This window comes from Actinoplanes sp. NPDC049598 (assembly GCF_040675435.1).
In the GTDB taxonomy this organism is placed as follows: Bacteria; Actinomycetota; Actinomycetes; order Mycobacteriales; family Micromonosporaceae; genus Actinoplanes.
Window position 1 is genome coordinate 265,843 of record NZ_JBFAOX010000008.1, and the last position, 19,749, is coordinate 285,591.

The window sequence follows — 19,749 nt, forward strand, 5'->3', positions numbered from 1 at the left end:
TACCGCGAGTGCGAGCGCCGCGGAGAACGCGACCTCGCCGGCCCGCAACGGTCGGCGGTCTGGAACAAAGGTACCGAAGACGCGTGATCGCGCGGTGCTGCCCGATCCGCCCTGGACGCCGGTCTGCCGATTACTTCCGCAGTTCAGACAGGTCCCACTGCGAAAGGTCCACCACGATGTGCATCACCGCTACGGCGAACCCCGAGACCGGCGTCACGCTCTCCCTCCACCTCCCGCACGGCACGGCGTGCCTCTCACTCGATGAGGATGCCGCCGCCCACCTGCTCAACTTCATCCAGGCTCCGCTGCTGTTCCCGAGCGACACGACTCGCGTCGGCGCTCACGGCCACTACCCGGGTGTCGCGGGGCGTTGCCTGTACGAGGACGAGTTCCCGGTCACCGGGATGACCGTCGTGCGTTCCACCGAGGGCTACACGCTCCACGCCCACCTCGTCGCGGGTGCGTTCAAGCGCCCCGACGGCCGGACCCCCGCGCTGTTCACGGTGCCCGCCGACGAACTCCAGAAACTGCTGGCCCCGACCGGCAACTGCTGAAACCGCTCCGTCGCGGCCCATATCCGCTCGCGCTGCTAGCAGGACGCTACAGCGCGAACGGAACTCTGCGGCTTGTCGTGCGCGCCATACAGAGGTGGGCTGAGTTCGCCGAGGAGTCGCGGCAGCTCGGAAAGTGAGGCGGCGCTACAAGCCCAAACCGAGCAACAATCGGCCGGGGCGGCCAACGGCCGAGCAACTGGACCGCTGGGCCGCCGGCTCGACGCTCAACGCCTCATCGACGTCGCTCGGCGTCTCAACCAATTTCAGCTGGCGCTGGAGGGCGTAGCCCGAACCGGGCTGACCGATCCAGGTGGAGCGATCCGCCAGGCATCGATCGCCAGGTGGTTACCGCAGCGAACGGCAGTCCCGTCCAGTTGAGGATGCGCTTCCGGAGGTGGGGGCATCGCCGCGTTTTGGGGCTATCCGACCGCCGTGGCATCCAAGTTGGGCCGCTCCGGCTGGGGCCCTGTGACCGCCGCGCCGTCGGTAGGAAGCGGCAGGGCAGCCGCTTCCTCGCCTCGGTACTCGATGCGGCAGACGAGGGCCTCCAAGAGTTGATCGTGGCGCGCCGGGTTCTGCTGGTAGATCGGGAACCAGTAGCGCGCTGCTTCAAGGGGTGTCATCCCGCCGTCGAGACGATCGACGCCGACCTGCCGGTAAGTCGTGCGGTACTCGTGCCGCAGTGTCCATGGGATGTCCCGGACGGCGGCGGACATCCATCCCTCCCGCGCGGCCTCCAGAGCAGAAGATGCATGCGTCGTCACATCGTCGATCTTGTAGTAGTCCAGCCATGCGATCAGTTCCACCGGGTCGACGCCATACCCGATCAGCGGCTCGACGACCTCCCGCCAGATCCCGCTGCCGGAGCAGCGGTTACCGAGAACCCGATGCCACACCAGGGCTGTCTGCGGGGAGATGTTGTGGTGCCACAGCGGCGCGAGAGCGGCGACATGCTCAGCGGTTTCGGTCAGCCCAGCGCGGCGAGGACCTCCCGCCATTCAGGTACGCGCGCCTGCGGCGTTTCGTAGGCCAGCCAGAGGATGTCACCGCTGTGGCTCTGCCCGGGCCGCGCGGCGGCGAGGGTGTACCCAGCGGCGAGCCAGTGGCTCAGCGCTTGAATGCGGGTAGGCGTCGCTACCTGGGCGATGTCCCTAATCGCGGGAACGGCGCGCTGGGACCAGCCGTCGGCAACGAGCTGGTCCAGCCGGTTTGCCGCGGCGACAACTTGCACCGGCGTGAGGTCGACGGTGAGCCCGAGTCGGGATTTGACTGCCTGGGGTGAAGGAAGAGGCGCTTCATCCCAAGGGGCGCTGCTGTCGTCGCTGGCGGCGAACACGGCTGACCAGGCGATCACCGCGTCTAGGGACGCGGCTTCGTCCGTGGACTTGTGGGATTTCGAAGGAGGTCGGTGGCCCGGCGAGCGAGCCGGCGTGCGGCCCGATCAGGCAGACCGAACATCGCCCACGTTGGGTCCATAGCCCAGTAAGCCGGAGCAGTTGGAGTGCTCGGCCGCACCTCGCTCCTGGCGATCGGCGACTCGTAGTCCGAGTGGCGCGGCTCGATGCAGGAGGCTAGATGCCTCGCCAATTCGTTTCCCTGGGCCTCGGTGTCGACGGCAACGCCTTGCCAGGTCCAGCGAGGCCCGGTCGGCGCGATGATCAGCGTCTGAAGCGCTACGTACCAGCGCCTCGCTTCGTCGGCCTCGTAGAACAACTCGGTCCACCAGAGCCGGCCGTCGACCTCAGGCTCCTCCGCCGGCAGGGCCCGCCATGCGGCTTTGAGAAGGCGCTGACCAGTCAAGTTGAACATCCTTTTCCGCGAGGAACCTGGGCGCGTCGAACGTGAGTGTCCTGCCACTCCAGCCCGCGGGAGGATATAGGGCATTATCCTGCACTGACAAGGCGCCATCTGCCCTTTTGGGTTTCTTTTGTGATCACCCCGCCTCCACCAGCCGATTTGCCTGCGCTCGGACGAGCGGTGGCGAAGGCGAGAGAGCGTGCCGGGCTGACCCTGGACGGCCTGGCGGAGGCAAGTGGCGTATCGCGGCGCATGCTCGTTGAGGTGGAGGCCGGTCGGATCAACTGCACCGTCGGCGTCCTACATGCGATCAGCCATGGGGTTGGTGTCGCCTTGCCGGATCTCGTGCGGGCAGCATGCCCGCATCTCGACAACTCGGCCGCCTGACTTTCGTCGCCACAGCCGCGCCCGTTGGGTGATGGTCGTCTGAGCCGTCAGCGAGATGGCTGTGGCCGATATGAGCGGCACCGACTGGACGTCGCGGGGCGCTGGGCTAAGCCCTCGGATCGTCGTAGTTACGCAGCTCTTGGACATGGTCATCTAACCTTTGCCGATCCTCCGGCGTCAGTTCCGACTCCCACCTCTGATGTCGTTTGAGGCCCTCTAGCAGGCCGTTGGAGTACACCTCGGTCGTGGCGAGGTCACGCAAGCGGATGTGTCCCTCAAGCAGATCTCTCGCATCTCGGGCATCTCGGGGCCCGCCTCGCCGGCCCTAATCCGTCGAAGGCTCTCCTTGACCTGCCTGGCGATCTCGGGACGGCTCGCCATCGCCTCAAGGTCGCGGTTGATGGCCTCTTCGCTGCGATCCCTCATGTCAGGCTCCCGGTGGGGCGTACGCCGACGTCGGCAGCGGGATGGAATCGAGGCTGCGACCCTGATTCGCGATATCCATCGCCAGGCCGAAAGGGCCAAAGATGGCCATCATTCTGATGATCCTCGGCACGCCGGACTGCCGTGCACAATGCCCGGGCGAAATCGGCTGGGCTGGCGCGCCGCGGCTGTTGCACATGGAACTGCTGGGAGCGGCGGAAGACCCGGTGTGCCTACCGCTCAACTTGTCGTGTCCGCTCGGGGCCGGCGGCGGCGCGTTGCGCGGTGATTCGGTCTTCTCGCGCCTCCATCGCCTGGGTTCGCGTGGCAATCTGGCCGAGATGATCAATGCCGGTCAGGTAGGCGTGCTCTTCGATGCTACGGGCCAGATCGTCGAGCCGGCCCGGCAACGCTTCGGCGATGTACTTCCAGGTACGCGCGCGTGCGTCGCTGTGTCATCGGTCGCCCGCATCCAGGGAGCGAGGCCCGTCGCCCTCTGAATCGAACAGGTGTTCGTAACTCACGGCGATGACGTTATCGGTGAGGTGATCGCCGGGCAAGCGGTCGAGGGCGACGTGTTGAACCGTCCAAATGGCCTCACAGGTGCGCGGCGCATTGAGGTCCGCGGTGGCATGACGGTGTTTTGTTCCGGTGCGTAAACCGTCCAAACCGCGTTCTTGAGGTTCCGTTGATCATGGATTACCGTCCAACGCGATCACCACCTGCATCGCCGAGGAGGATATTGCCGTGCGCGCCAAGAGGGGGAGGATCGCATGCGCCGGAAAAATGTACGGAAAGTTCGAGAACAGCGTTTGGGGGCCATTGTCGGTAGGCAGGTACCAATTCGCTTGAACGCGCGTCGAATCGCTGCGCTGGCCGACAATCCGGCGTGTCAGCGTCGAGCCCTCATCGACATCTGCGGGGTGGACCCGGTAAAGCTGGCGGCTGCCGCGGGCAGACCGGCGAGGTATGGGATGTCACCGCTCGCCCTCGTGCGAGGCCGCCAGTTCGAGCGAACGGTGCTGGCCGACGACGCCCGCGTGCTCGGAAAACTTGTTGGAGAGCATTTCGGTGTCTCGGCGCACCCGCTTCGGGTGCTGGATATCGGCGCACCGGTAGCCAGTGCGACGGCCGAGAGTACGCCGCTGGAGTTGTTGAGGCTGCGGGCCGCGGACACCCGGCGCGAGGTGGATGCGCTGCTGCGCGTTGCTGTCCCGTCGTCGGTGGTGGTGCATCCGGTGCTGACCATGACGATGCCCGGATCTCGGTCGCCGGTCTTCCTGGAACCGGACGCGTTGGCGCTGGTCGCCGACGAGGACGGTCGGCTCGTGTGCGTGGAGGTCAAGAGCCGCCCGACGATAGACGGGGTGGCTGACCCGGCGACCGCCGGTGCCGCAGCTCGGCAGGTGGCGGTGTACGTGCACGCGCTGCGGGATCTTCTCGCCGACCTCGGTCACGATCCTGCCCGGGTGTCCACCGGGGCGTTGCTGATCACGCCGTGGAATGCGACAAATATCGCGGTCGGACACGTCTTCGACGTCGGTAAAAGGCTGGGTTCACTGGCACGGCAGTTGGCCCGGGTCGCGCGTATCGACGGCATTCTGGACCTGCTTCCGGACGGGTTCACCCTCGATTTCGACGCGATCGTCCAAACACTTTCTCCGGATGCGCCCGAGCCGGTTCGTGCGGCGACAGTCGCGGCGCATATCCGCCGCCTTCCCGCTAATTATGTACCCGGTTGCCGGTCGCATTGCCAGATGAGTGAATTCTGCCATCATGATGCGATCAGCACGGGCGATCCGGCGCTTCTCGGAACCGGGGTCCGCGACCACCTTGCCGGGATGGCCGACCTGCACGCGGCGGCTAGGCTCGCCCGCAACGCCTCAGCCGCACCACCGGACGGGCTCACCGACGACGAGCAGGCAGTGCTCTACGCCGCGCTCGCCGACCAGGCGGCTCGCGCCGCCGTCCAGGACACCGCATGAACACCCTCGCCGCGCTGCGCCGGGCGATCGCGTTCGACGACGGCCGCGCCGTCCCGCGAGCCTCCCTGCGCCACTACCACCTGACCGATGCGCCGCTCGTGGTGTGCCTATGCACCGTCGCTGGTGAACCCTTCGCCCCGTGGTGTCTGGTTTTCGGGACGGACCCGGACCATCCGACCGGCAGCGTAGTGATCGCCGAACCCCGCGACCGGACCCAGCGCTACCGGGGGCTAGCAGCGTTCGCCGAAGGGTTGTGCGACTACTTGTCCGGTCACCTCGCGTACGACATGGTCCGTAACCCACTCTCCGGGGTCGAGCACCCGGTGACGGCGGGCGCACCGCAGATCGTGGTCCCCACCGCGAGCGTCGCCGAAGCCCTCATCAGGGTCGCCGGAGTCGGACTGCGCAAGGTGAAAGGAGTCCCCCCGGTGTCGCACTGGTGCAACGCGCACCTGACATGGCTGGGGCAGCGCCTGGAAACCGACGGTCAGGCGCTGATCCTCCCCGCTGCCACCGCCTTGACCTTTCACTGGGCGACCGGACAAGGCGTGATGGAGGATGCCAACCTTCCCAGCGTGCTGGAGTGGCTCACCTCCACCAAGCCGACCCGCGACGGCCGGCTCGCCGACATCGCCGCAGCGGAACAGCAAGCGTGGGGCGACCAGCGCGATCCCGCCCGTGACCATGGGCTGATGCTGCGGGTCGACCGGCACAACAAGGCTGACAACGCGGCCGACCGGGAGGAGGCCAGGCAAGCCATCGCCGACGAGGTTCTCCCACCGATGCTGGCCGCCTACCGTGGTTGCTTCCAGGCCCTCGACCTGCTGCGCACCCTTCCCGAAGCACCAACCGCCGCCGAACGGTGGACTGCCGACAAGCGTGCCTGGGCGCAGCACGCCAAACGGTGCGATGCCCCGACACCGCCGCTGTTCACCGTCCGCGACAGGCCGAGCCAGGCCGTCTCGAACGCCGCCGCCTTGGAAACCGCACGTGCCCGGTTCACTGCCCAACCCGTCCACGACGATCCCCTCATCCTCGCCGAGGCGATATCCGCCGGCGACGCGTTTACCGGCGAGGTCCTCGCCACCGACACCACGAACATGGAGATCAAACCGGAAGGTTCCCGGCGCACGAAGGTGCCGCTGCTGACGATCCGATGCCGCCTCCGACCGGCCAGCGGTGACGGCCACGACCACGCGCAAGTGTGGTGGGTGGTGTCCGGCCGACCGGTCAGCGGCGAAACCCGGCACGTCACACCCGCCGCCCGCCGCGACACCGACCTGCCCTACGACGAGCCGCACACCGTCCTGATCGCCTTACTCTCCGGCCACGACCACGGCCGGCGCACACCTGCCGTCGGCACCACCGTCACCTTCACCCGGCTCGACCCTCGACCGTCCAACGCGATCCGGCCCGTCATCGCCACCCCATGGCCCTTCATCCCCGACACCCCGACCAGCCCATGACCCCATCTCGTCGGGCATTCACCCGCCTCGCCGCCGACGTCCGGGCCGTGCGCGTACTCATGGCGACGACCGGCGAACGGGCCGTCATCGTGTCCGCCCCGCCTGGCGGCGGAAAATCGAGCCTGATCAGGGCGATCGCCCGATCCTTGGCCCGGCCCGCCGGCGCTGTCGTGCCCATCCTGAGCCAGACGAATGATCAGGCAGACGATCTCGTCGTCCACCTGCACCGGGAACGCCCTCGCCTCAGCATCGGCCGGCTGCACGCGCCCCGCCGGCTCAGCCCCGCCGTCGCCGCCCTCGCCGCAGTACCCGGCAGCCGTCTGCACGTGTCTACAGATGTCGACGAACTCCTCGCCGCCAAAACCAAAGTCATCGTCGCGCCGGCCGCCAAATGGGCGCACTCCACGCTGAGCAGACAGGTCGAGTGGGCGATCGTGGACGAGGCATACCAGATGCGGGCCGACGCCTTGTACGGCATCGCGGACCTGGCCGACCGGCTGCTGCTGGTGGGTGATCCCGGACAGCTCTCGCCGTTCACCACTCTGAACACCACCAGGTGGGTGGGCCTGCCGCACTCGCCGGTCCGGCCGGCCATGTGCACCCTCGCCGCCACCCGCCCCAGGCTGCCCGTCCATTCGATGGCGGTCTCGCACCGCCTGCCCCCATCCGCCGCGACGATCATCTCCGATGCCCTCTACCCAGACACCCCGTTCATTGCGGGCACCAAACCCGCGGACCGGACCCTGACCCTTCGCCAGCCACCCCGACGGCTCGGCCACCAAGGACTCAACCTTGACGCGGTACTCGACCTCGCGGCCGCCTCGGGCTGGGCGTACGCCGAGCTACCCGCACGGCACACCCGCCCCGACGACCCCGGCCTCGCCCGCCTCCTCGGCGCACTCGTGCACCGCCTCCTGCAACGACGGCCCGCCGTCACGTCCGAGCTGCCGCACGAGCAACAACCACGAGCACTCCGCACCGCGGACATCGCGGTGATCGTCAGCCACAACAGCCAGGCCGACCGTGTCCGAACAGCACTCGCAGCCGCGGGCGTTCCCGCCGGCGTCACCGTCGCCACCGCCAACCGCATCCAGGGCCGCGAATGCGCTGTCTCGTTTTTCTGGCACCCGCTGTCCGGTCGCCGAGACACGAGCCCTTTCCACATCGACCCCGGACGCCTCGCGGTGGGCCTGACCCGGCACCGGCACGCCGTCATCGTCGCGTCACGAGCCGGCCTCGACGACTGCCTCCTCGAATCCGCCGACACCGACGACCTCTACCTCGGCGAACCCGAACAACGCCTCGACCCGATCGAGGTCAACTGGAGAATTCTGAACCACCTGATGAACCATCAGGCCGGGTGACAGGCACCCAGGGAACTCCTGCGCCCCACCGCCTATGGCCGTTGCGTCGTCTCGCCATATGCGCGGGTCGACTGCAGGCGGCGTCAGTAGAGGGCCGCGGGCAGGGCTCCGATCTTGGCGAGTCGCTGTGCGCGTGCGTACCACTCGTCCCGGACCAGCGCCGGAGGGACGAATCCGTCCGCCCATGTCGTCAGGAACCGCTCGGCGGCCTGCTTTCGTACGCCGACCGATCCGGCGCGCTGCAGGATGTGGATGCCGGCCCCTTCACTGTACGAGGAGCCCGAGTCGGCCTACCGGTCCTCGACAGCGGTTCCATGGTCGTCTTCGTCCAGGTTCGGATGGGGCCAGACCCCTGGCGCAGGCACTTCCTTCTTGCCGCCGTCGACATACCAGCGGACGCGCAGGTCCAGACGAGCGGCGGCCTTGAGACCCGGTCCGAACTCGGATATACCAAACAAGAGGTTCAAGCGCACGTCTGCGCTTTCCTCGGCGCGGATCTGCGCCGGAGAGTGCCCTTCGCGCTCAATTGGGGGCGTCTTCTGCGGCCGGGTCCTTGGAGACTGTCGCCGTTCCCGTCGCTATCGCGATCTCGTTGGTCGCTGCGTCCTTTGCCCGGAGAGCCACGACAAGGGTGCGCGTCGCTGCCGAGTCGGTCCCGGCGGTCGATAGGACGACGGCGTCAAGCCGGGCGAGCCGCTTTCCGCTTTTGTCCAGGAGCAGGATCGTGATGCGGTCTCCGGGCCGCAGTACCCCGCCGAGTACGGCTGAGGGGGCGACGTCGAAGCCGTGAACCGCGAGGTCGTCGCCGAGGATCTTGGCGACGTCGGGTGCGATGTCGTTCGCGCTGAACGGCTTGTCCTTGGCCAGCGGTTTGAGGCTCAGCCGGCCGTCGATCGGGGAGGTCACGTATTTTGCGTTGTCGTCGGCGTCCCGGGTGCTCAGGGTGACATCGTCGGCGGTGATGTGGTGGTAGGCCGGGATGTCACGGGCGGCGACGTACACCGGGACCTGCTTGGGGCTGCCAGCCGTCACGTAGATGGCCGCGGCGATGATGATCAGAGCGAGCACCAGCAGGTAGCGCGACAGCGGTCCGGCACCCCGGGCTGTCCGCAGCGGCGTACCGCGCGGATGGGTGCGTGTTGCAGGTGCCGCGTCCGGGGCGTCGTCCGGTCGGCGTGGTGCCGGCATCGGGTCCGGGCCGGCTGCGCTGAGTTCAGCGTCGCTGACGGGTTTCCCGCCGACCAGGCCACCCCTGGCCGACTGCGGGGTGTCGAGGGCCGGCTGTTCGTGTGGGTCATTCTGGTGCACCGCGGAACCCTAGAACGGCGCTCATGTTTCGGGTTGGTTCGCCACGCGGTGTTCATATGCCCACTGCGGCGGAACGCCCCGGCCGACGAAGTTGCCGAACTGCTGCCACTGCTCGCGCTCCGCGGCGAGGTTTGCCGGTAGCGGCAGGTCGAGCCGCCGCAGCAGGGTCAGTCGATGCGTGTCGAACAGGGCGCGCAGGTATTCGCCGTACTCGCTGGCGGCGGAGATGCCCGACAGGTACGCCGCGTACGCTCCGCCTGCCCCGGCGGCGAAGCAGATCAGCGCGACGATCCCGGACCCTTTGGTCAGCAAGAGCATTGCCGGGGCCAGGGTCGCGAAGCCGACGAACCACAACGAGAGAACAAGGACGAACTCCAGGGTGCCGCGTGCTTCCTCGACGTCCTGGACGGACTCTCGGGGCAGGATGTGCAGCAGCCGGGGCCAGACCAGGATGAGATCAGCGTCGTAGCGCTGGGCCGGGTAACGTTCGGCGGCGCGCATCACGTTGCCCAGCCGCGTCGGCAGGACCTCTGAACTCGGGGGATAGTCGAGGTAGGCGGCGAACCAGTGCTCGTCCGCGTCGTCGATTTCCTCGCTGCGGGCCCGATGCCATTGCTTCCCCACCCGGTCGATGACATGCCAGCGGGCCAGGGGATAGCCCTCGAAAAGCCGGATGATGTTGCGCCACTGGCTGGCGACGATGACCGCCAGGAACCAGGCGAACGTGAAATAGCCGCCCGCGATCAGCCCTTTCGTGGCGACCGGGAGGTCACCGAACGAGGACAGCAGCCGATCGAGCCGCCGCCCCCGCACTAGACTGGGGAGCGCGACCGCCGGCGGCAGCAGCAGGACCGGCAGGAACGCGGTCGTGAGAAACTTGCGCTCCAGGACCGACGTCGCGCGATCAAGAATGCTGTCGATCATGGAAGCCGCCTGAACTCAACAACATCCAGCCGGTGAGGGTCACCCGGCGTGTCGTTGATACAGCGAGGCGGACTGCGATACCACCCTTCGCCGCAGCCCTTGGAACAGCGCACCAGAGCAAGCACGGCGATCGGAGCCGGGTGCTTGTCGTCGCGGGGACATGCTTGCCGCAAGCGATAGCTCACCTCGTACCAGCCGCAGCGTGGACATGCGACGAACACCTTGTCGCCGGACGGAGAGCCAGGATCACCGGCGAGGCGCGCCCTGCCCGGCGTCACAGCGGCCCCTTCCCCGGACTGGTGCTCCTGCCCACTGTTGAGCCTCAACGACGCGCTTCGGCTCGTCAAGGCGCGAAATCGTCGCCATTCATCAATACGTTCGGAAGCCTTGCGCGGACGGCCACAGCGTAGACCGGACTGCCCGCGGTGTACGCCGGGCGTTCCGGAAGGACTTAGGTCGCTGCCGGTTTAGTCCTGGCTCATGGTCACCTTGGGTGGAAGGGTGAAGTCCCTGGGCCTTTGCGCCTGGGACGTCGCCTTCGCCGATCAGGACTTCCAGGGCGTGGCTGACATCGGGAGCAGTCGAAGGCTTTTGAACGTAGAACTTCTTGGTGATGCTCTCGTCGACGTGCCCGAGTTGGGCGGCGGCCTCGGTGACCAGGCCCTGTCCGCTCAGTACGGTGGCGACGGTCTTGCGGGACACGTGAGGACTCACCCATTTCAGGTCGGACTGCCGTTGTAAAGCGCAGCGCAGTGAGCGGCGCATGTTGTCTGGCTGGAGGAACGTGCCGACGCGACTGGCGAAGAGGGGGTCGTCGCGGTCGTGGGGTTCCTCGGATTGGCGGCGACGAAGCATCGTCACGGCGAACGGCGGTAAGTGGACCGTGCGTTGACCGGCGACGGTCTTGGGGAAGTCCTGCCGTTCCCAGCCGGTTCCTCTGAGGTAGACCATGGTGCCGGCGACGGTGAGGGTTCCGGCGTTCAGGTCGATGTCCTGCCAGCGCAGGGCACAGGCTTCGCCGATACGACAGCCGGTGGCCAGGAGCAGGTCGAACAGGTCGGTGCAGGCCCGGCTCTTCTTGGGTCCGACTGCTTTGGTGGTGCGCCACAGGTGCAGGGCGTGGCGAACTCTTTCGATCTCGTCGAGGGTCATGGCCTGGACGATCTTGCGTGGTTTCGGCAGTCGGCCCACGTCGCGGACCGGGTTGGCGGGGAGTGCTCCGTGGCGGACGGCCAGGCTGAACATTTGCAGCAGGGTGCTCTTGCAGCGCTGCGCTCCGGAGGGATGGGTTCTGGCGAGGGTCTTGAGGTAGCGGTCGAGCGCGCCGACCGTGGCTTCCCGAATGATCAGGTCCCCGATGGCGGGCAGGATGAGGTGATGCAGGTTGCTGGCGTAGTCGTGAACGGTCTGCCGCTTGACCCGGTTCTCGATGAGGATCTCGTCGATCCAGGCGTCGGCGAGTTGCTCTACGGTCATGTCTGCGGTGACGTCGCCGCTGATGTCGCGGGCCGCTGCCCGGAGGTGTTCGAAATGTTCATGTTCACCGCGTAGCGCGTTACACAGCACCTTGTGGGCACCTCTGAGCAGGCGTCGCTGTTCATCGGAGAAGCCGTGGGCCCTACCGGCAAGAGTGACGGTGGCTTTGAGTAAATGCATGTGAGCGCTGCTCAGGTTTAATAGTGCCACTCCGGCAAAATAGCCACAGATGGACAGCGCAAATTGCTGCTCGGCAAGATGACCGCCATTCAGGTATTACCTCGCAGTTCTTGCCGCAGGGTGCCAGGACGGCCCTCGGCGGCGCAGGCAGGCCCGATCAGCGCGGTCCGCCGACGCGCTTGCGCTGGAGGGATGGCCCGCCGGTGGTCGACGAAGAGCCAGGTGATCGCAGTCAAGGCGGCGTCCATCCCTCTGACGGACGGTAGCCTGATCAGGTGCCTGATGATCTCGCCGACGTCCGCGCCGGTGATCGGAGGCGGTTCTTGCCGTCACCCGCACTCGCGCATCAGCCCGGGGGACCTTATCCCCGGCCACCCGACTCAACCGCTTACTTTGCCTGCAGGAACCGGGCGACAGTCGGGCGGACACCGTCGAGGACGCCCCACTGCCGACTGAACGCGGCCAGCACCCGATCGGCCTGGTGCGCCCGGTCGGCCAACCGTCCAACGACCTGGTGATCACCGAACCCGCGGTATGCAGCGAACCCGGCTCCCGCCCGCGATGCCGCGGCCAAGGCGGCGAGTACCGATCCGCCGATGTCCACCGGATCGGGTTCCCAGAGCATCTCCCGGCCGCGGATGTGGGCGCTGTCGGCGAGCCGCCACGGCAGGCCGTGCACTACTCCGGACAGCAGCCCGTAGATCGCCCGCATGTCCCCGAAGTGGGCCTGCGCCAGTTCGCTGACCCGGATGGCGACGGGCTCCTCCCGGCCGTCGGGGGAGACCCGCATGCCCTTGGTTGCCGTGCCCGGCTTGTTGGGCACCCGCTCGATCAAGGCGTGGTCGACCAGCGCCACGAGCCGGTCGCGTTCCGCGGTGACCACCGGACCCGGCGACGGCATGTAGGCGTTGCCCTCGACCAGGTTGGCGGCCTTGACCGCTTCGCCGGCGTCCACGATCAGCAGGGCCACCCCGCGGTCCAGCCGAACGTCGAACGGCTGACCTTCGGCGAGCAGGTGCAGCAGCAGTGCTGCTGATTCGACCGCGGACCGGGCCATCCCGGCGTGGGCGTAGACCGGCACCCACGTCTGCGGGTCGGCGAGCGAGGCACCCAGCGCGCGGACGTGGTCGATGGTGTGCACGGCTAGGTGCATCTGGGCCTGACCGATCTGGCTCCACAACTGCTGCCGGTCGGCGTTGCGCCGTGACGCGAGCAGGACCCGATGGTCGAGGTCGGCCGGCGACCGTGGCGGGACAAGCGCGGCGAGCACCGCGTCCACCAGCAATTCGAGGTCGGCGGCCTGGTCGGTGCAGAGCGGGCCGGCACGGGTGAGGAACTCGGCGGCGATGTCGGTGGGCACGGGTGCCTTCTATCGCTGGGCGGGGCGGGTCACCCGACATCGTGCCCGATGCCGGCATGCATCTGCATCCGCGTTTGGACGGCCTGTGGACTACCAGCCGCCGAGCTGGAGTGGGTCACCCAGACTCCCCGCTGCAGACCTCGACACCGCGACCACGCTCGACGACATCGGAGTACGCCGGAAAATCATCGAGGTCGAGCTGACGCTGGCCGAGATCGGCATGATCGACCGGCTCGCCAAGCGTTACGTGGCCTTGGACGAGAACACGTTCGACGCGGAGGACCAACCGTCCAAAGCGAGAGACAAGTGCCGAGCCCTGGATCGGTAGGCTGCCGGTATGAGCGAGCATGCCTCCGACGATGCCGAGCACCCTGCGCAGGCGTATGGGCGCTGGCTCGCCAATCAGAACGAGATCGAAGTGGCAGAGTCGACCTCGCTCGACCATCTGGACCGCATCAGTGCCGCCAGTGCTCTCGATGGCGCGGAGTGGCCTGACCAGCCCTAACTCCCCACCAGCGGTAAGACGGCACCAGCCGGGCGCGGCGCGGAGACCATGGTGTTCGCGGTCACCAGCAAACCGAGAGCGGCGGCGAGGTCACCGTCCGGGCATGCGCGTTGGGGCACGCCGGCGACCCTACCGCCCGGGGGTCAGGAGCATCCGCAGCGTCTCGTCGGGCCGTCCGGTGAGCATGTCGGAGTCGTAGCCGTCCGCGTCATCGGTGATCAGGTAGCCGGAGTACGTTCCCTTCGGCGCTGGCGGCGGGTTTAGGGCTGATGTCGTTCGGGACAAATAGGTCCAGGCATCAACGAGCCGTACGCAGGCGATGCCGTGGGCCTGCGCGTGTCGCAGGGCACCGCTCTGGAATCCGGACGCCGCTACGACCACGCCCTTCTCGCGCCGGTTGACTGCAATTTCGTGTGGAGTGTCTGTACGTGTTCGCGTTTCACCGATGATTTGTGGCGTTTGCACTCGAACAGGACGAGGAAGTCCATGCCGGCAAGCAGGAATCGTGCGGTCACGTCGATGATGTAGGTGCCGTCCAGTCCGTCGACGGGGTCGAGGTGCTGGACCCGCCAGCCGGTGATCTCCCGGCCGACCGACTTGGCGATGTCCGCGACGGCCTGCTCGCATTTGACGGAGGTGAGGGGTACGTGAGTCGCTGAAGGATCTGCTCCGACGACGGCGATGACGCCGCTCACCAGCAGCGCCGCACGACCCGATGCGGGAGCGAAGGGCAAGAACCGCAGCGCGTAGCCAAGCCGCGCCATCGGTCAGTTCACCAACGACCGATGCTTCAACAATCGACGGCCGGCCGAGGCGTTCGCCACCTCAGGGGCGGCAAGGCGGTCATGCGCCTAGGACAGGCTCCGGCAGGTGTGCGTTCGCCACGTGCTGCACAACTCACCTCGCCTTGCTTCTGGTATGGCTGAGCGCGGGATAACGTGTGGGCACTGGTGACCACGAGGTGAATCACGCTCGTCTATGCGAGAGGGGGACACACTGCCGCCGATGCATTCGAATCGATCTGAACTCCGTGAAGGAGAGTGGGTTGGCCTACCTGACGCGGCTGGGCTCCTGCTTGACTTCGATGGCCCCGTCTGTGACCTATTCGCGAGCGGTATTCCCCGAGACGCGGCAGCGGCCGGACGATCAATTTTCCTAAAGGCAGGAGTCGAAATTCCGCGCGAGATGAGCGACACGAATGGTGCGCTTGTTCTGCTTCAATGGGCTGCGATCCACGCAGTTGATCTGACCCCAGAATTGGAAGCGATACAGGAGGCTAGAGAACATCTAGCCATCACTACGGCGCGACCGACACCACACAGTCGAGACGTCATACTCGCGGCGAAAAGCCATGGCATGAGGGTGGCGATCGTGAGCAATAACTCTAAGAACGTGATACTGCGATATCTATTAAAACACGATCTCGCACCTCACATCGACTTCATAGCGGCCCGCGAGCGAGGAGAAGCGCACCTTCTGAAGCCATCGCCCGCCCTCCTCTTGAGGGCGAGCGAAACGTTAGACATACCAACACAGCATTGCGTGATGCTTGGCGACACGACAACTGACATTACGGCCGCCAATAGGGCGCACATGCCGAGCGTCGGGTTCGCAACAAAACCAGAGCGCGCGCAGCCGTTGGCCCTCGCGGGGGCGAGCACGGTCTTTCATGACATGAAATCAGTTGTATCGATTCTACACGGTGTAGCCGGCGATTAACTTACAAGACGGGCCTGAGGCAGGTAGACACCCTGAGCGTATCGCCACTTTCCGTAAGGGCCGTGATAACCCTCGACTTGGCTGGAATCACGATCAAAAACTGCCCTCCTGAGCCATCGCAGTAGAGGGTTCCGTCTTCGCAGACCCATATGCCATAACCGTAACCTGATGCCTGTAGCGGGCTACTTGGATCGTAGCCGCTTGAGGCAGCGATCACAGGAGAACACGCGGCCTTGATCCAAGACTCCGGAACAATACGCTCCTCCCCGAATCGACCACCTTGTAGCAGCAATTGACCTATCTTATGCAGGTCTTCGTTTGCCATTGAGAGCCCGGTTGCCCCCGCTTCGTACAGACCGTACTTAACCCAATCGAAGTTAAGAATTCCCAGCCGCCTAAGCAACATCCCTTCCACCCATTGCGACAGCGGAACACCCAACTCGTCACGTACGATTGCAGAGAGCAAATACCATCCGACGTTCGAATATGAGAAGTGAGTTCCTGGAGGATACTCCAGTGGTTGTGCGAAAATATAGTCCAACAGCGAATTGGGGTCCCTGCCTCCGACGTCTGCTCGAAAGAGGAAGCCGTTTCGATGCCCAATCGTGTTGGTAATTAAATGACGGAGTCGGATTTCTTCGGCGAATTTCTTCTCGTCACCAGCCTTTGACACCACGAAGTCCGCGAAGAACGGCGCGATTCTTGTGTCGAGGGAAAGCGGCTCACCTCGCAGTTGGACACCTGACTCGATCGCAACGCCTAGAGCTAGCGAGACTACAAGTTTGCTGATCGAGCGCAAATCCGTCGGGGTAGGGTGCTCTATGAAATCTTTCTTGAGGTACCCGCGCGGATCGGAAATAATTACGCTCTTCATCTGCAAGCCGTCTTTGCTTGCCGCGTTAAACTGCGCGATCGCGGCGTCGAAATTCCTACGGTTCATCTGGCCATCCCCCTACTTGCGACAATTTAAGGCGCTCCCTGGCAACGAGCACTAGACGCGGCCTGCCTGATTTAGCAAAGCGGCCACCCGGTCTGCATCGGACTTCCGGTGGCTCATGGTATATAGCTCTAGAGCCTGCCGCCAAGACTCATCTGCTTCGGCGCGCTGATCGAGTTTGACCAGCGCGCCTCCGAGGTGCTCCAGGACGATAGCCTCGTCATAGGTATTCCCTAGCCTGCGGTACTCCTTCAGTGCATCGCGGTAGTAACGGACGGCGTCCTCGTCTTGACCCATCAGTAGAGAAATGGCACCGAGACTTGTAAGCGATTCCGCCTCGCCAGCAGTATGACGGTATTCATTATGGAGGGCGTATGCTTTCGCGCAGTTCTCCCTAGCAGTGCCATACTCGCCCAGCCTCATGTGACATTCGCCTAATTGATTGAGTGCGTGGGCTTCCCACACCGGATTCGCAAGGCTGCGGTAAAGTTCCAACGAGGCGCGAGCATGCGCTAAAGCCGCCGAGTTTTCGTCGAGCATCTGGTAAATCCATGAAACAATTCGCTGAGAGTGGGCTTGGCCCGGCACATCGTGAGCAGCCTCCGCCATCCTTAGTCCGGCGGTCATATGCTCCAGTGCAAGATCATATCGCTTAGCTCTCCCATAGGCGCGGCCGAGGCGTCGGTGCGCGAGTCCGATTTCAAAGGGCTTTTCCATGCGCTGGGCAGCGTCGAGACCGGCGCTCCAGGTCGCTATGTCGTCGTAGATATGCCCTCTCCGCCAGTGGAAGTTATCTAATACCCATGCGAATTGCCAAACTCGATCTAGCAGGTTGCGAGACCCTGCAAGGCGTTGGACCGCGAGCATGTTGGAGTGTTCGATGGAGAACCAGCCCATTGCCGCGGGATCATCGGGAAGTTCTATAGGATTGCTACCTTCGACAGGAGAGCCGATATCTATTGGACGCCGATACTCTGCTATTAGACGATCACTGCCATATGCAGTAAATAGGTAATGATCTATGAATCGGCGTAACGCGCTGTCCCGATACTCGCTAGTCTCATCATGCTCGGCACAGTCTCCCGCGTATATCCTGACTAAGTCGTGCATGTTGTACCTCGTTGGGCGGTGCTGAGATATGAGAGACGCCGCCTCTAGTTCTCTAACAGACGCGCGCGCCGCTGGGACCGTATGTCCCGCTAAGGCCGCGACCGCTGAGATTCCGATATCAAATGCGGGCACAAGGCCGATAAGTCGAAATACTTCCGCGGCTTCTGAAGCCAACGCTGAATACGACCAAGAGAACACTGAGCGCAAACTGGCGTATGGCGCATCAATGTCAATAGAGTCTATCCTAGCGGACGACTCACTCAGTTCTTCCGCGAGGGATTCCAGCGGGAAGTCGGGATGGGCGACGACACGACCTGCCACGATTGTTATTGCCAGGGGAAGGCCGGCGCAGGGAGCGGTAAGTGCCGCTAGGGAGTTGCTGAATCGCGAACGTTCATCCCCTACATGACTTCGCAGTAGCTCATCTGCCTCTGCTTCGCTTAGTGGGTTGAGCCCAATAAAGTTCGCGCCTCGCAGCGCGAGTGAACCTATCCTGTTTCTGCTAGTTACTAGCATGGCGCAAGTTCCAGAGCCGGGAATTAGCGGCTCTAGTTGGGAGAAGTCCACCGCGTTGTCGGCAACGATTAGTATCCGCCTTCCGACAAGCATGCTTCTGTACAAGCCCGCACGCGCACCAAGATCTGTCGGTATGACTTGCGGGTCCACACCGAGCGCTTGAAGGAATTGATGGACGGCAGCGGAGGCGGGAAGAGGCGGCCCCGAGGGATCGAAGCCGCGGAGATTAACGTATAATTGTCCGTCCGGGAACCGCTCTACATTCCCATGAGCCCATTGCAATGCCAGAGCGGTCTTCCCGATGCCGCCCAGACCAGTAAGGGCAGCCACAGACACCGTCTTGGCACCAGCCCTTTGTTGAGCCAACGACGCGGTTAACGTCTTCTGCTCCTGTGAGCGTCCCACGAACCAGCGCGGCGGTGCAGGCAGTTCGTGAGGAACCGCGATGCCTTCTCGGTGGGCATTATTGGCTGGCGTGAATGTAGTCGCGGTCGCAGAGAATGACCCTACTTGTGTCCTGTCCCGTGGGTCGGCGGGAGCAGGGCGACTTCCGCCTTCATTCCATTCGGTCGCGGCTCGCCTTCTCAACCTCTCGGCTTTTGCAACGTCGCCGCCCAAGTGCTGAATCAATAGCTCAAGGTTGCCCTTGTTGACGAGTCGCACGCCTGTAAAGAATGGCGAAAGGGTGCTTGCGCTAAGCCCAACCGCCTTTCCGATGTCGCGCAGTGAGGGTTGGCCTGCTTCTCGGTGAACCTCATCGAGGTACTCAAGCAGAGCGCGTACAGCCCCGTCGGCCGGCCATCGCGCTTTGCTGAACGTAGGCATGAGATCACCTCCAACCACGGAGCGCCTCGCGCACGCGAGACGTGTTCGCATCTTGTTCGCATCGCTACCGGTGCTTCATACCACGCACTCCCCTGCAGTGCACGATCCATACCTTGATCAATTTCTTGTTTCTGTTCGGGAAGCGTTCGTGTTTCGTTCGCCCCAGTCCCGCTGCCACCAGTCTTGAAGGACAGCAACCTCAAAGTTCATCTTTCGAATGGGAGCAGAACATGGATCGCTGGGCCTTAATCCTTCAAGCGGGCGCTGCTGCCGCTTCGTTCGTCGGAGCGGTGCTCAACCTTTGGACCACGGCAGGCCGTCGCCGCTCTTCCGATCATGTACACAGCGACATCGAGCGACGGTCGGCGTCCGACTCCAAGGACCGAGCAACATAAGGTTCGCGTTAAGCCGGCTCCGCGTCTCCTGGGTGTGCACTTCACCGAGCGCACCCAGGCACGGCGTTGACGATCGGCCGGTTCACCGGCCACGACTTCGCCGACGCCCGCCGTACCGGCACCGCGACCGTCCAACAGTGCGAGCGCCGCGGCCCGATCACCCTGGATAGCTTCGGCAACTACGGCCAGTGCACGGTCACGATCGCCTGGACCAGCGGCCCGTCGTCCCGCGTGTTGATCGACAAGCCCGGCTTCTTCACGGGCGAGAACCCCGGTGACACGTTCGAGATCGGCGAGCACACCGGCCGCCGCGGCTGCATCGGCTACTCACGGCCCGAACTTCCCGACCGCGCCAGGCCGATCAGGAGATCTTCGCGCCGTTTAGGAGCACGGCTTGCTCTGGGCTATTTGGTGCTGGCTTACCCGTCGCGAGTCGGTCAAGTTCGTCGCGGGTGAATAGTCTCGACGGCGCATGCACCTTGTGCCCGAACAGCGAGATGGCGGTTCTTGGTCCCGCC

Annotated in this window: 21 protein-coding genes and 1 pseudogene; 10 read left to right on the forward strand and 12 right to left on the reverse strand. The window is 64.9% G+C overall.

Translation table 11 applies throughout. The annotated features are described in order from the left end of the window. Positions 1-176 precede the first annotated feature (176 nt). Positions 177-554 carry a hypothetical protein gene (locus AB0J66_RS20470; RefSeq protein WP_364662704.1) on the forward strand — a complete coding sequence of 126 codons (378 nt, stop codon included), beginning with the start codon at positions 177-179 and terminating at the stop codon, positions 552-554. 419 nt (positions 555-973) lie between these two features. Here AB0J66_RS20470 and AB0J66_RS20475 read toward each other — a convergent pair whose 3' ends face one another. Beyond that, on the reverse strand, positions 974-1,450 hold the full coding sequence (locus tag AB0J66_RS20475; protein WP_364662706.1) for a hypothetical protein: 477 nt from the start codon (positions 1,448-1,450) through the stop codon (positions 974-976). Between the two features lie 71 nt (positions 1,451-1,521). After that, entirely contained in the window at positions 1,522-1,908 is a 387-nt protein-coding gene (locus AB0J66_RS20480; RefSeq protein ID WP_364662708.1) for a hypothetical protein, read from the reverse strand. A 575-nt stretch (positions 1,909-2,483) separates the two neighbouring features. Here AB0J66_RS20480 and AB0J66_RS20485 point away from each other — a divergent pair. From AB0J66_RS20485 to AB0J66_RS20505, 5 genes are all read left to right on the forward strand, one after another. Then, positions 2,484-2,738: a helix-turn-helix transcriptional regulator gene (locus AB0J66_RS20485; protein ID WP_364662711.1), complete on the forward strand. Its 255-nt coding sequence runs from the start codon at positions 2,484-2,486 to the stop codon at positions 2,736-2,738. 527 nt (positions 2,739-3,265) lie between these two features. Beyond that, positions 3,266-3,661: a hypothetical protein gene (locus AB0J66_RS20490; RefSeq protein WP_364662714.1), complete on the forward strand. Its 396-nt coding sequence runs from the start codon at positions 3,266-3,268 to the stop codon at positions 3,659-3,661. A 474-nt stretch (positions 3,662-4,135) separates the two neighbouring features. Then, on the forward strand, positions 4,136-5,146 hold the full coding sequence (locus AB0J66_RS20495) for a hypothetical protein (RefSeq protein ID WP_364662716.1): 1,011 nt from the start codon (positions 4,136-4,138) through the stop codon (positions 5,144-5,146). Then, positions 5,143-6,612, forward strand: coding sequence for a hypothetical protein (locus AB0J66_RS20500; protein ID WP_364662718.1), 1,470 nt, complete (start codon positions 5,143-5,145; stop codon positions 6,610-6,612). The genes AB0J66_RS20495 and AB0J66_RS20500 overlap by 4 nt, the downstream gene beginning before the upstream one ends. A 59-nt stretch (positions 6,613-6,671) precedes the next feature. After that, positions 6,672-7,976: an AAA family ATPase gene (locus AB0J66_RS20505; RefSeq protein WP_364662721.1), complete on the forward strand. Its 1,305-nt coding sequence runs from the start codon at positions 6,672-6,674 to the stop codon at positions 7,974-7,976. Between the two features lie 290 nt (positions 7,977-8,266). Here AB0J66_RS20505 and AB0J66_RS20510 read toward each other — a convergent pair whose 3' ends face one another. From AB0J66_RS20510 to AB0J66_RS20530, 5 genes are all read right to left on the reverse strand, one after another. Then, entirely contained in the window at positions 8,267-8,449 is a 183-nt protein-coding gene (locus AB0J66_RS20510; protein ID WP_364662724.1) for a hypothetical protein, read from the reverse strand. A 49-nt stretch (positions 8,450-8,498) separates the two neighbouring features. After that, complete coding sequence (locus tag AB0J66_RS20515; RefSeq protein WP_364662727.1) at positions 8,499-9,284, reverse strand: SAF domain-containing protein; 786 nt, start codon at positions 9,282-9,284, stop codon at positions 8,499-8,501. A 21-nt stretch (positions 9,285-9,305) separates the two neighbouring features. Then, positions 9,306-10,208 carry a hypothetical protein gene (locus AB0J66_RS20520; protein ID WP_364662730.1) on the reverse strand — a complete coding sequence of 301 codons (903 nt, stop codon included), beginning with the start codon at positions 10,206-10,208 and terminating at the stop codon, positions 9,306-9,308. Between the two features lie 369 nt (positions 10,209-10,577). Beyond that, positions 10,578-11,864 carry a tyrosine-type recombinase/integrase gene (locus tag AB0J66_RS20525; RefSeq protein WP_364662732.1) on the reverse strand — a complete coding sequence of 429 codons (1,287 nt, stop codon included), beginning with the start codon at positions 11,862-11,864 and terminating at the stop codon, positions 10,578-10,580. A 388-nt stretch (positions 11,865-12,252) separates the two neighbouring features. Further along, complete coding sequence (locus AB0J66_RS20530; RefSeq protein WP_364662734.1) at positions 12,253-13,224, reverse strand: hypothetical protein; 972 nt, start codon at positions 13,222-13,224, stop codon at positions 12,253-12,255. Between the two features lie 85 nt (positions 13,225-13,309). Here AB0J66_RS20530 and AB0J66_RS20535 point away from each other — a divergent pair, with 85 nt between their 5' ends. After that, positions 13,310-13,552, forward strand: a complete 243-nt coding sequence (locus AB0J66_RS20535) for a hypothetical protein (RefSeq protein WP_364662736.1) — start codon at positions 13,310-13,312, stop codon at positions 13,550-13,552. Positions 13,553-13,561: 9 nt separating this feature from the next. Beyond that, a complete protein-coding gene (locus tag AB0J66_RS20540; protein ID WP_364662739.1) occupies positions 13,562-13,729 on the forward strand; it encodes a hypothetical protein in 168 nt (55 codons plus the stop codon). A 129-nt stretch (positions 13,730-13,858) separates the two neighbouring features. Here AB0J66_RS20540 and AB0J66_RS20545 read toward each other — a convergent pair whose 3' ends face one another. Both AB0J66_RS20545 and AB0J66_RS20550 read right to left on the reverse strand, forming a co-directional pair. Beyond that, the gene (locus AB0J66_RS20545; protein WP_364662741.1) at positions 13,859-14,110 is read right to left on the reverse strand and encodes a hypothetical protein; all 252 of its coding nucleotides are present in this window, start codon (positions 14,108-14,110) and stop codon (positions 13,859-13,861) included. Next, positions 14,101-14,493: a restriction endonuclease gene (locus AB0J66_RS20550; protein WP_364662743.1), complete on the reverse strand. Its 393-nt coding sequence runs from the start codon at positions 14,491-14,493 to the stop codon at positions 14,101-14,103. Before AB0J66_RS20550 ends, AB0J66_RS20545 begins: the two co-directional genes overlap by 10 nt. 421 nt (positions 14,494-14,914) lie before the next feature. Between AB0J66_RS20550 and AB0J66_RS20555 the strand changes: the two genes are divergently transcribed. Then, positions 14,915-15,448 (forward strand): HAD-IA family hydrolase, encoded by a 534-nt coding sequence (locus AB0J66_RS20555; RefSeq protein ID WP_364662997.1) that lies wholly within the window; start codon positions 14,915-14,917, stop codon positions 15,446-15,448. Between the two features lies 1 nt (position 15,449). Here the strand turns inward: AB0J66_RS20555 and AB0J66_RS20560 are convergent, their stop codons facing one another. The 3 genes and pseudogenes from AB0J66_RS20560 to AB0J66_RS20570 form a co-directional block, all read right to left on the reverse strand. Further along, on the reverse strand, positions 15,450-16,388 hold the full coding sequence (locus AB0J66_RS20560) for a serine hydrolase (RefSeq protein WP_364662746.1): 939 nt from the start codon (positions 16,386-16,388) through the stop codon (positions 15,450-15,452). A gap of 51 nt (positions 16,389-16,439) precedes the next feature. Further along, positions 16,440-17,495 (reverse strand): tetratricopeptide repeat protein, encoded by a 1,056-nt coding sequence (locus AB0J66_RS20565; protein ID WP_364663000.1) that lies wholly within the window; start codon positions 17,493-17,495, stop codon positions 16,440-16,442. 189 nt (positions 17,496-17,684) lie between these two features. After that, positions 17,685-18,887: pseudogene (locus AB0J66_RS20570) on the reverse strand (NB-ARC domain-containing protein); the annotation flags it as partial. Positions 18,888-19,297: 410 nt separating this feature from the next. Between AB0J66_RS20570 and AB0J66_RS20575 the strand changes: the two are divergent. Further along, on the forward strand, positions 19,298-19,687 hold the full coding sequence (locus AB0J66_RS20575; protein ID WP_364662749.1) for a DUF6346 domain-containing protein: 390 nt from the start codon (positions 19,298-19,300) through the stop codon (positions 19,685-19,687). The last annotated feature ends 62 nt before the right edge of the window (positions 19,688-19,749 follow it).

Coding starts and splice junctions, on each gene's coding strand:
- AB0J66_RS20490 (WP_364662714.1), top strand. CDS start 3,266: ATGGCCATCATTCTGATGATCCTCGGCACGCCGGACTGCCGTGCACAA.
- AB0J66_RS20470 (WP_364662704.1), top strand. CDS start 177: ATGTGCATCACCGCTACGGCGAACCCCGAGACCGGCGTCACGCTCTCC.
- AB0J66_RS20505 (WP_364662721.1), top strand. CDS start 6,672: ATGGCGACGACCGGCGAACGGGCCGTCATCGTGTCCGCCCCGCCTGGC.
- AB0J66_RS20565 (WP_364663000.1), bottom strand. CDS start 17,495: ATGCACGACTTAGTCAGGATATACGCGGGAGACTGTGCCGAGCATGAT.
- AB0J66_RS20550 (WP_364662743.1), bottom strand. CDS start 14,493: ATGGCGCGGCTTGGCTACGCGCTGCGGTTCTTGCCCTTCGCTCCCGCA.
- AB0J66_RS20495 (WP_364662716.1), top strand. CDS start 4,136: ATGTCACCGCTCGCCCTCGTGCGAGGCCGCCAGTTCGAGCGAACGGTG.
- AB0J66_RS20555 (WP_364662997.1), top strand. CDS start 14,915: ATGAGCGACACGAATGGTGCGCTTGTTCTGCTTCAATGGGCTGCGATC.
- AB0J66_RS20560 (WP_364662746.1), bottom strand. CDS start 16,388: ATGAACCGTAGGAATTTCGACGCCGCGATCGCGCAGTTTAACGCGGCA.
- AB0J66_RS20500 (WP_364662718.1), top strand. CDS start 5,143: ATGAACACCCTCGCCGCGCTGCGCCGGGCGATCGCGTTCGACGACGGC.
- AB0J66_RS20525 (WP_364662732.1), bottom strand. CDS start 11,864: ATGCATTTACTCAAAGCCACCGTCACTCTTGCCGGTAGGGCCCACGGC.
- AB0J66_RS20520 (WP_364662730.1), bottom strand. CDS start 10,208: ATGATCGACAGCATTCTTGATCGCGCGACGTCGGTCCTGGAGCGCAAG.
- AB0J66_RS20540 (WP_364662739.1), top strand. CDS start 13,562: ATGAGCGAGCATGCCTCCGACGATGCCGAGCACCCTGCGCAGGCGTAT.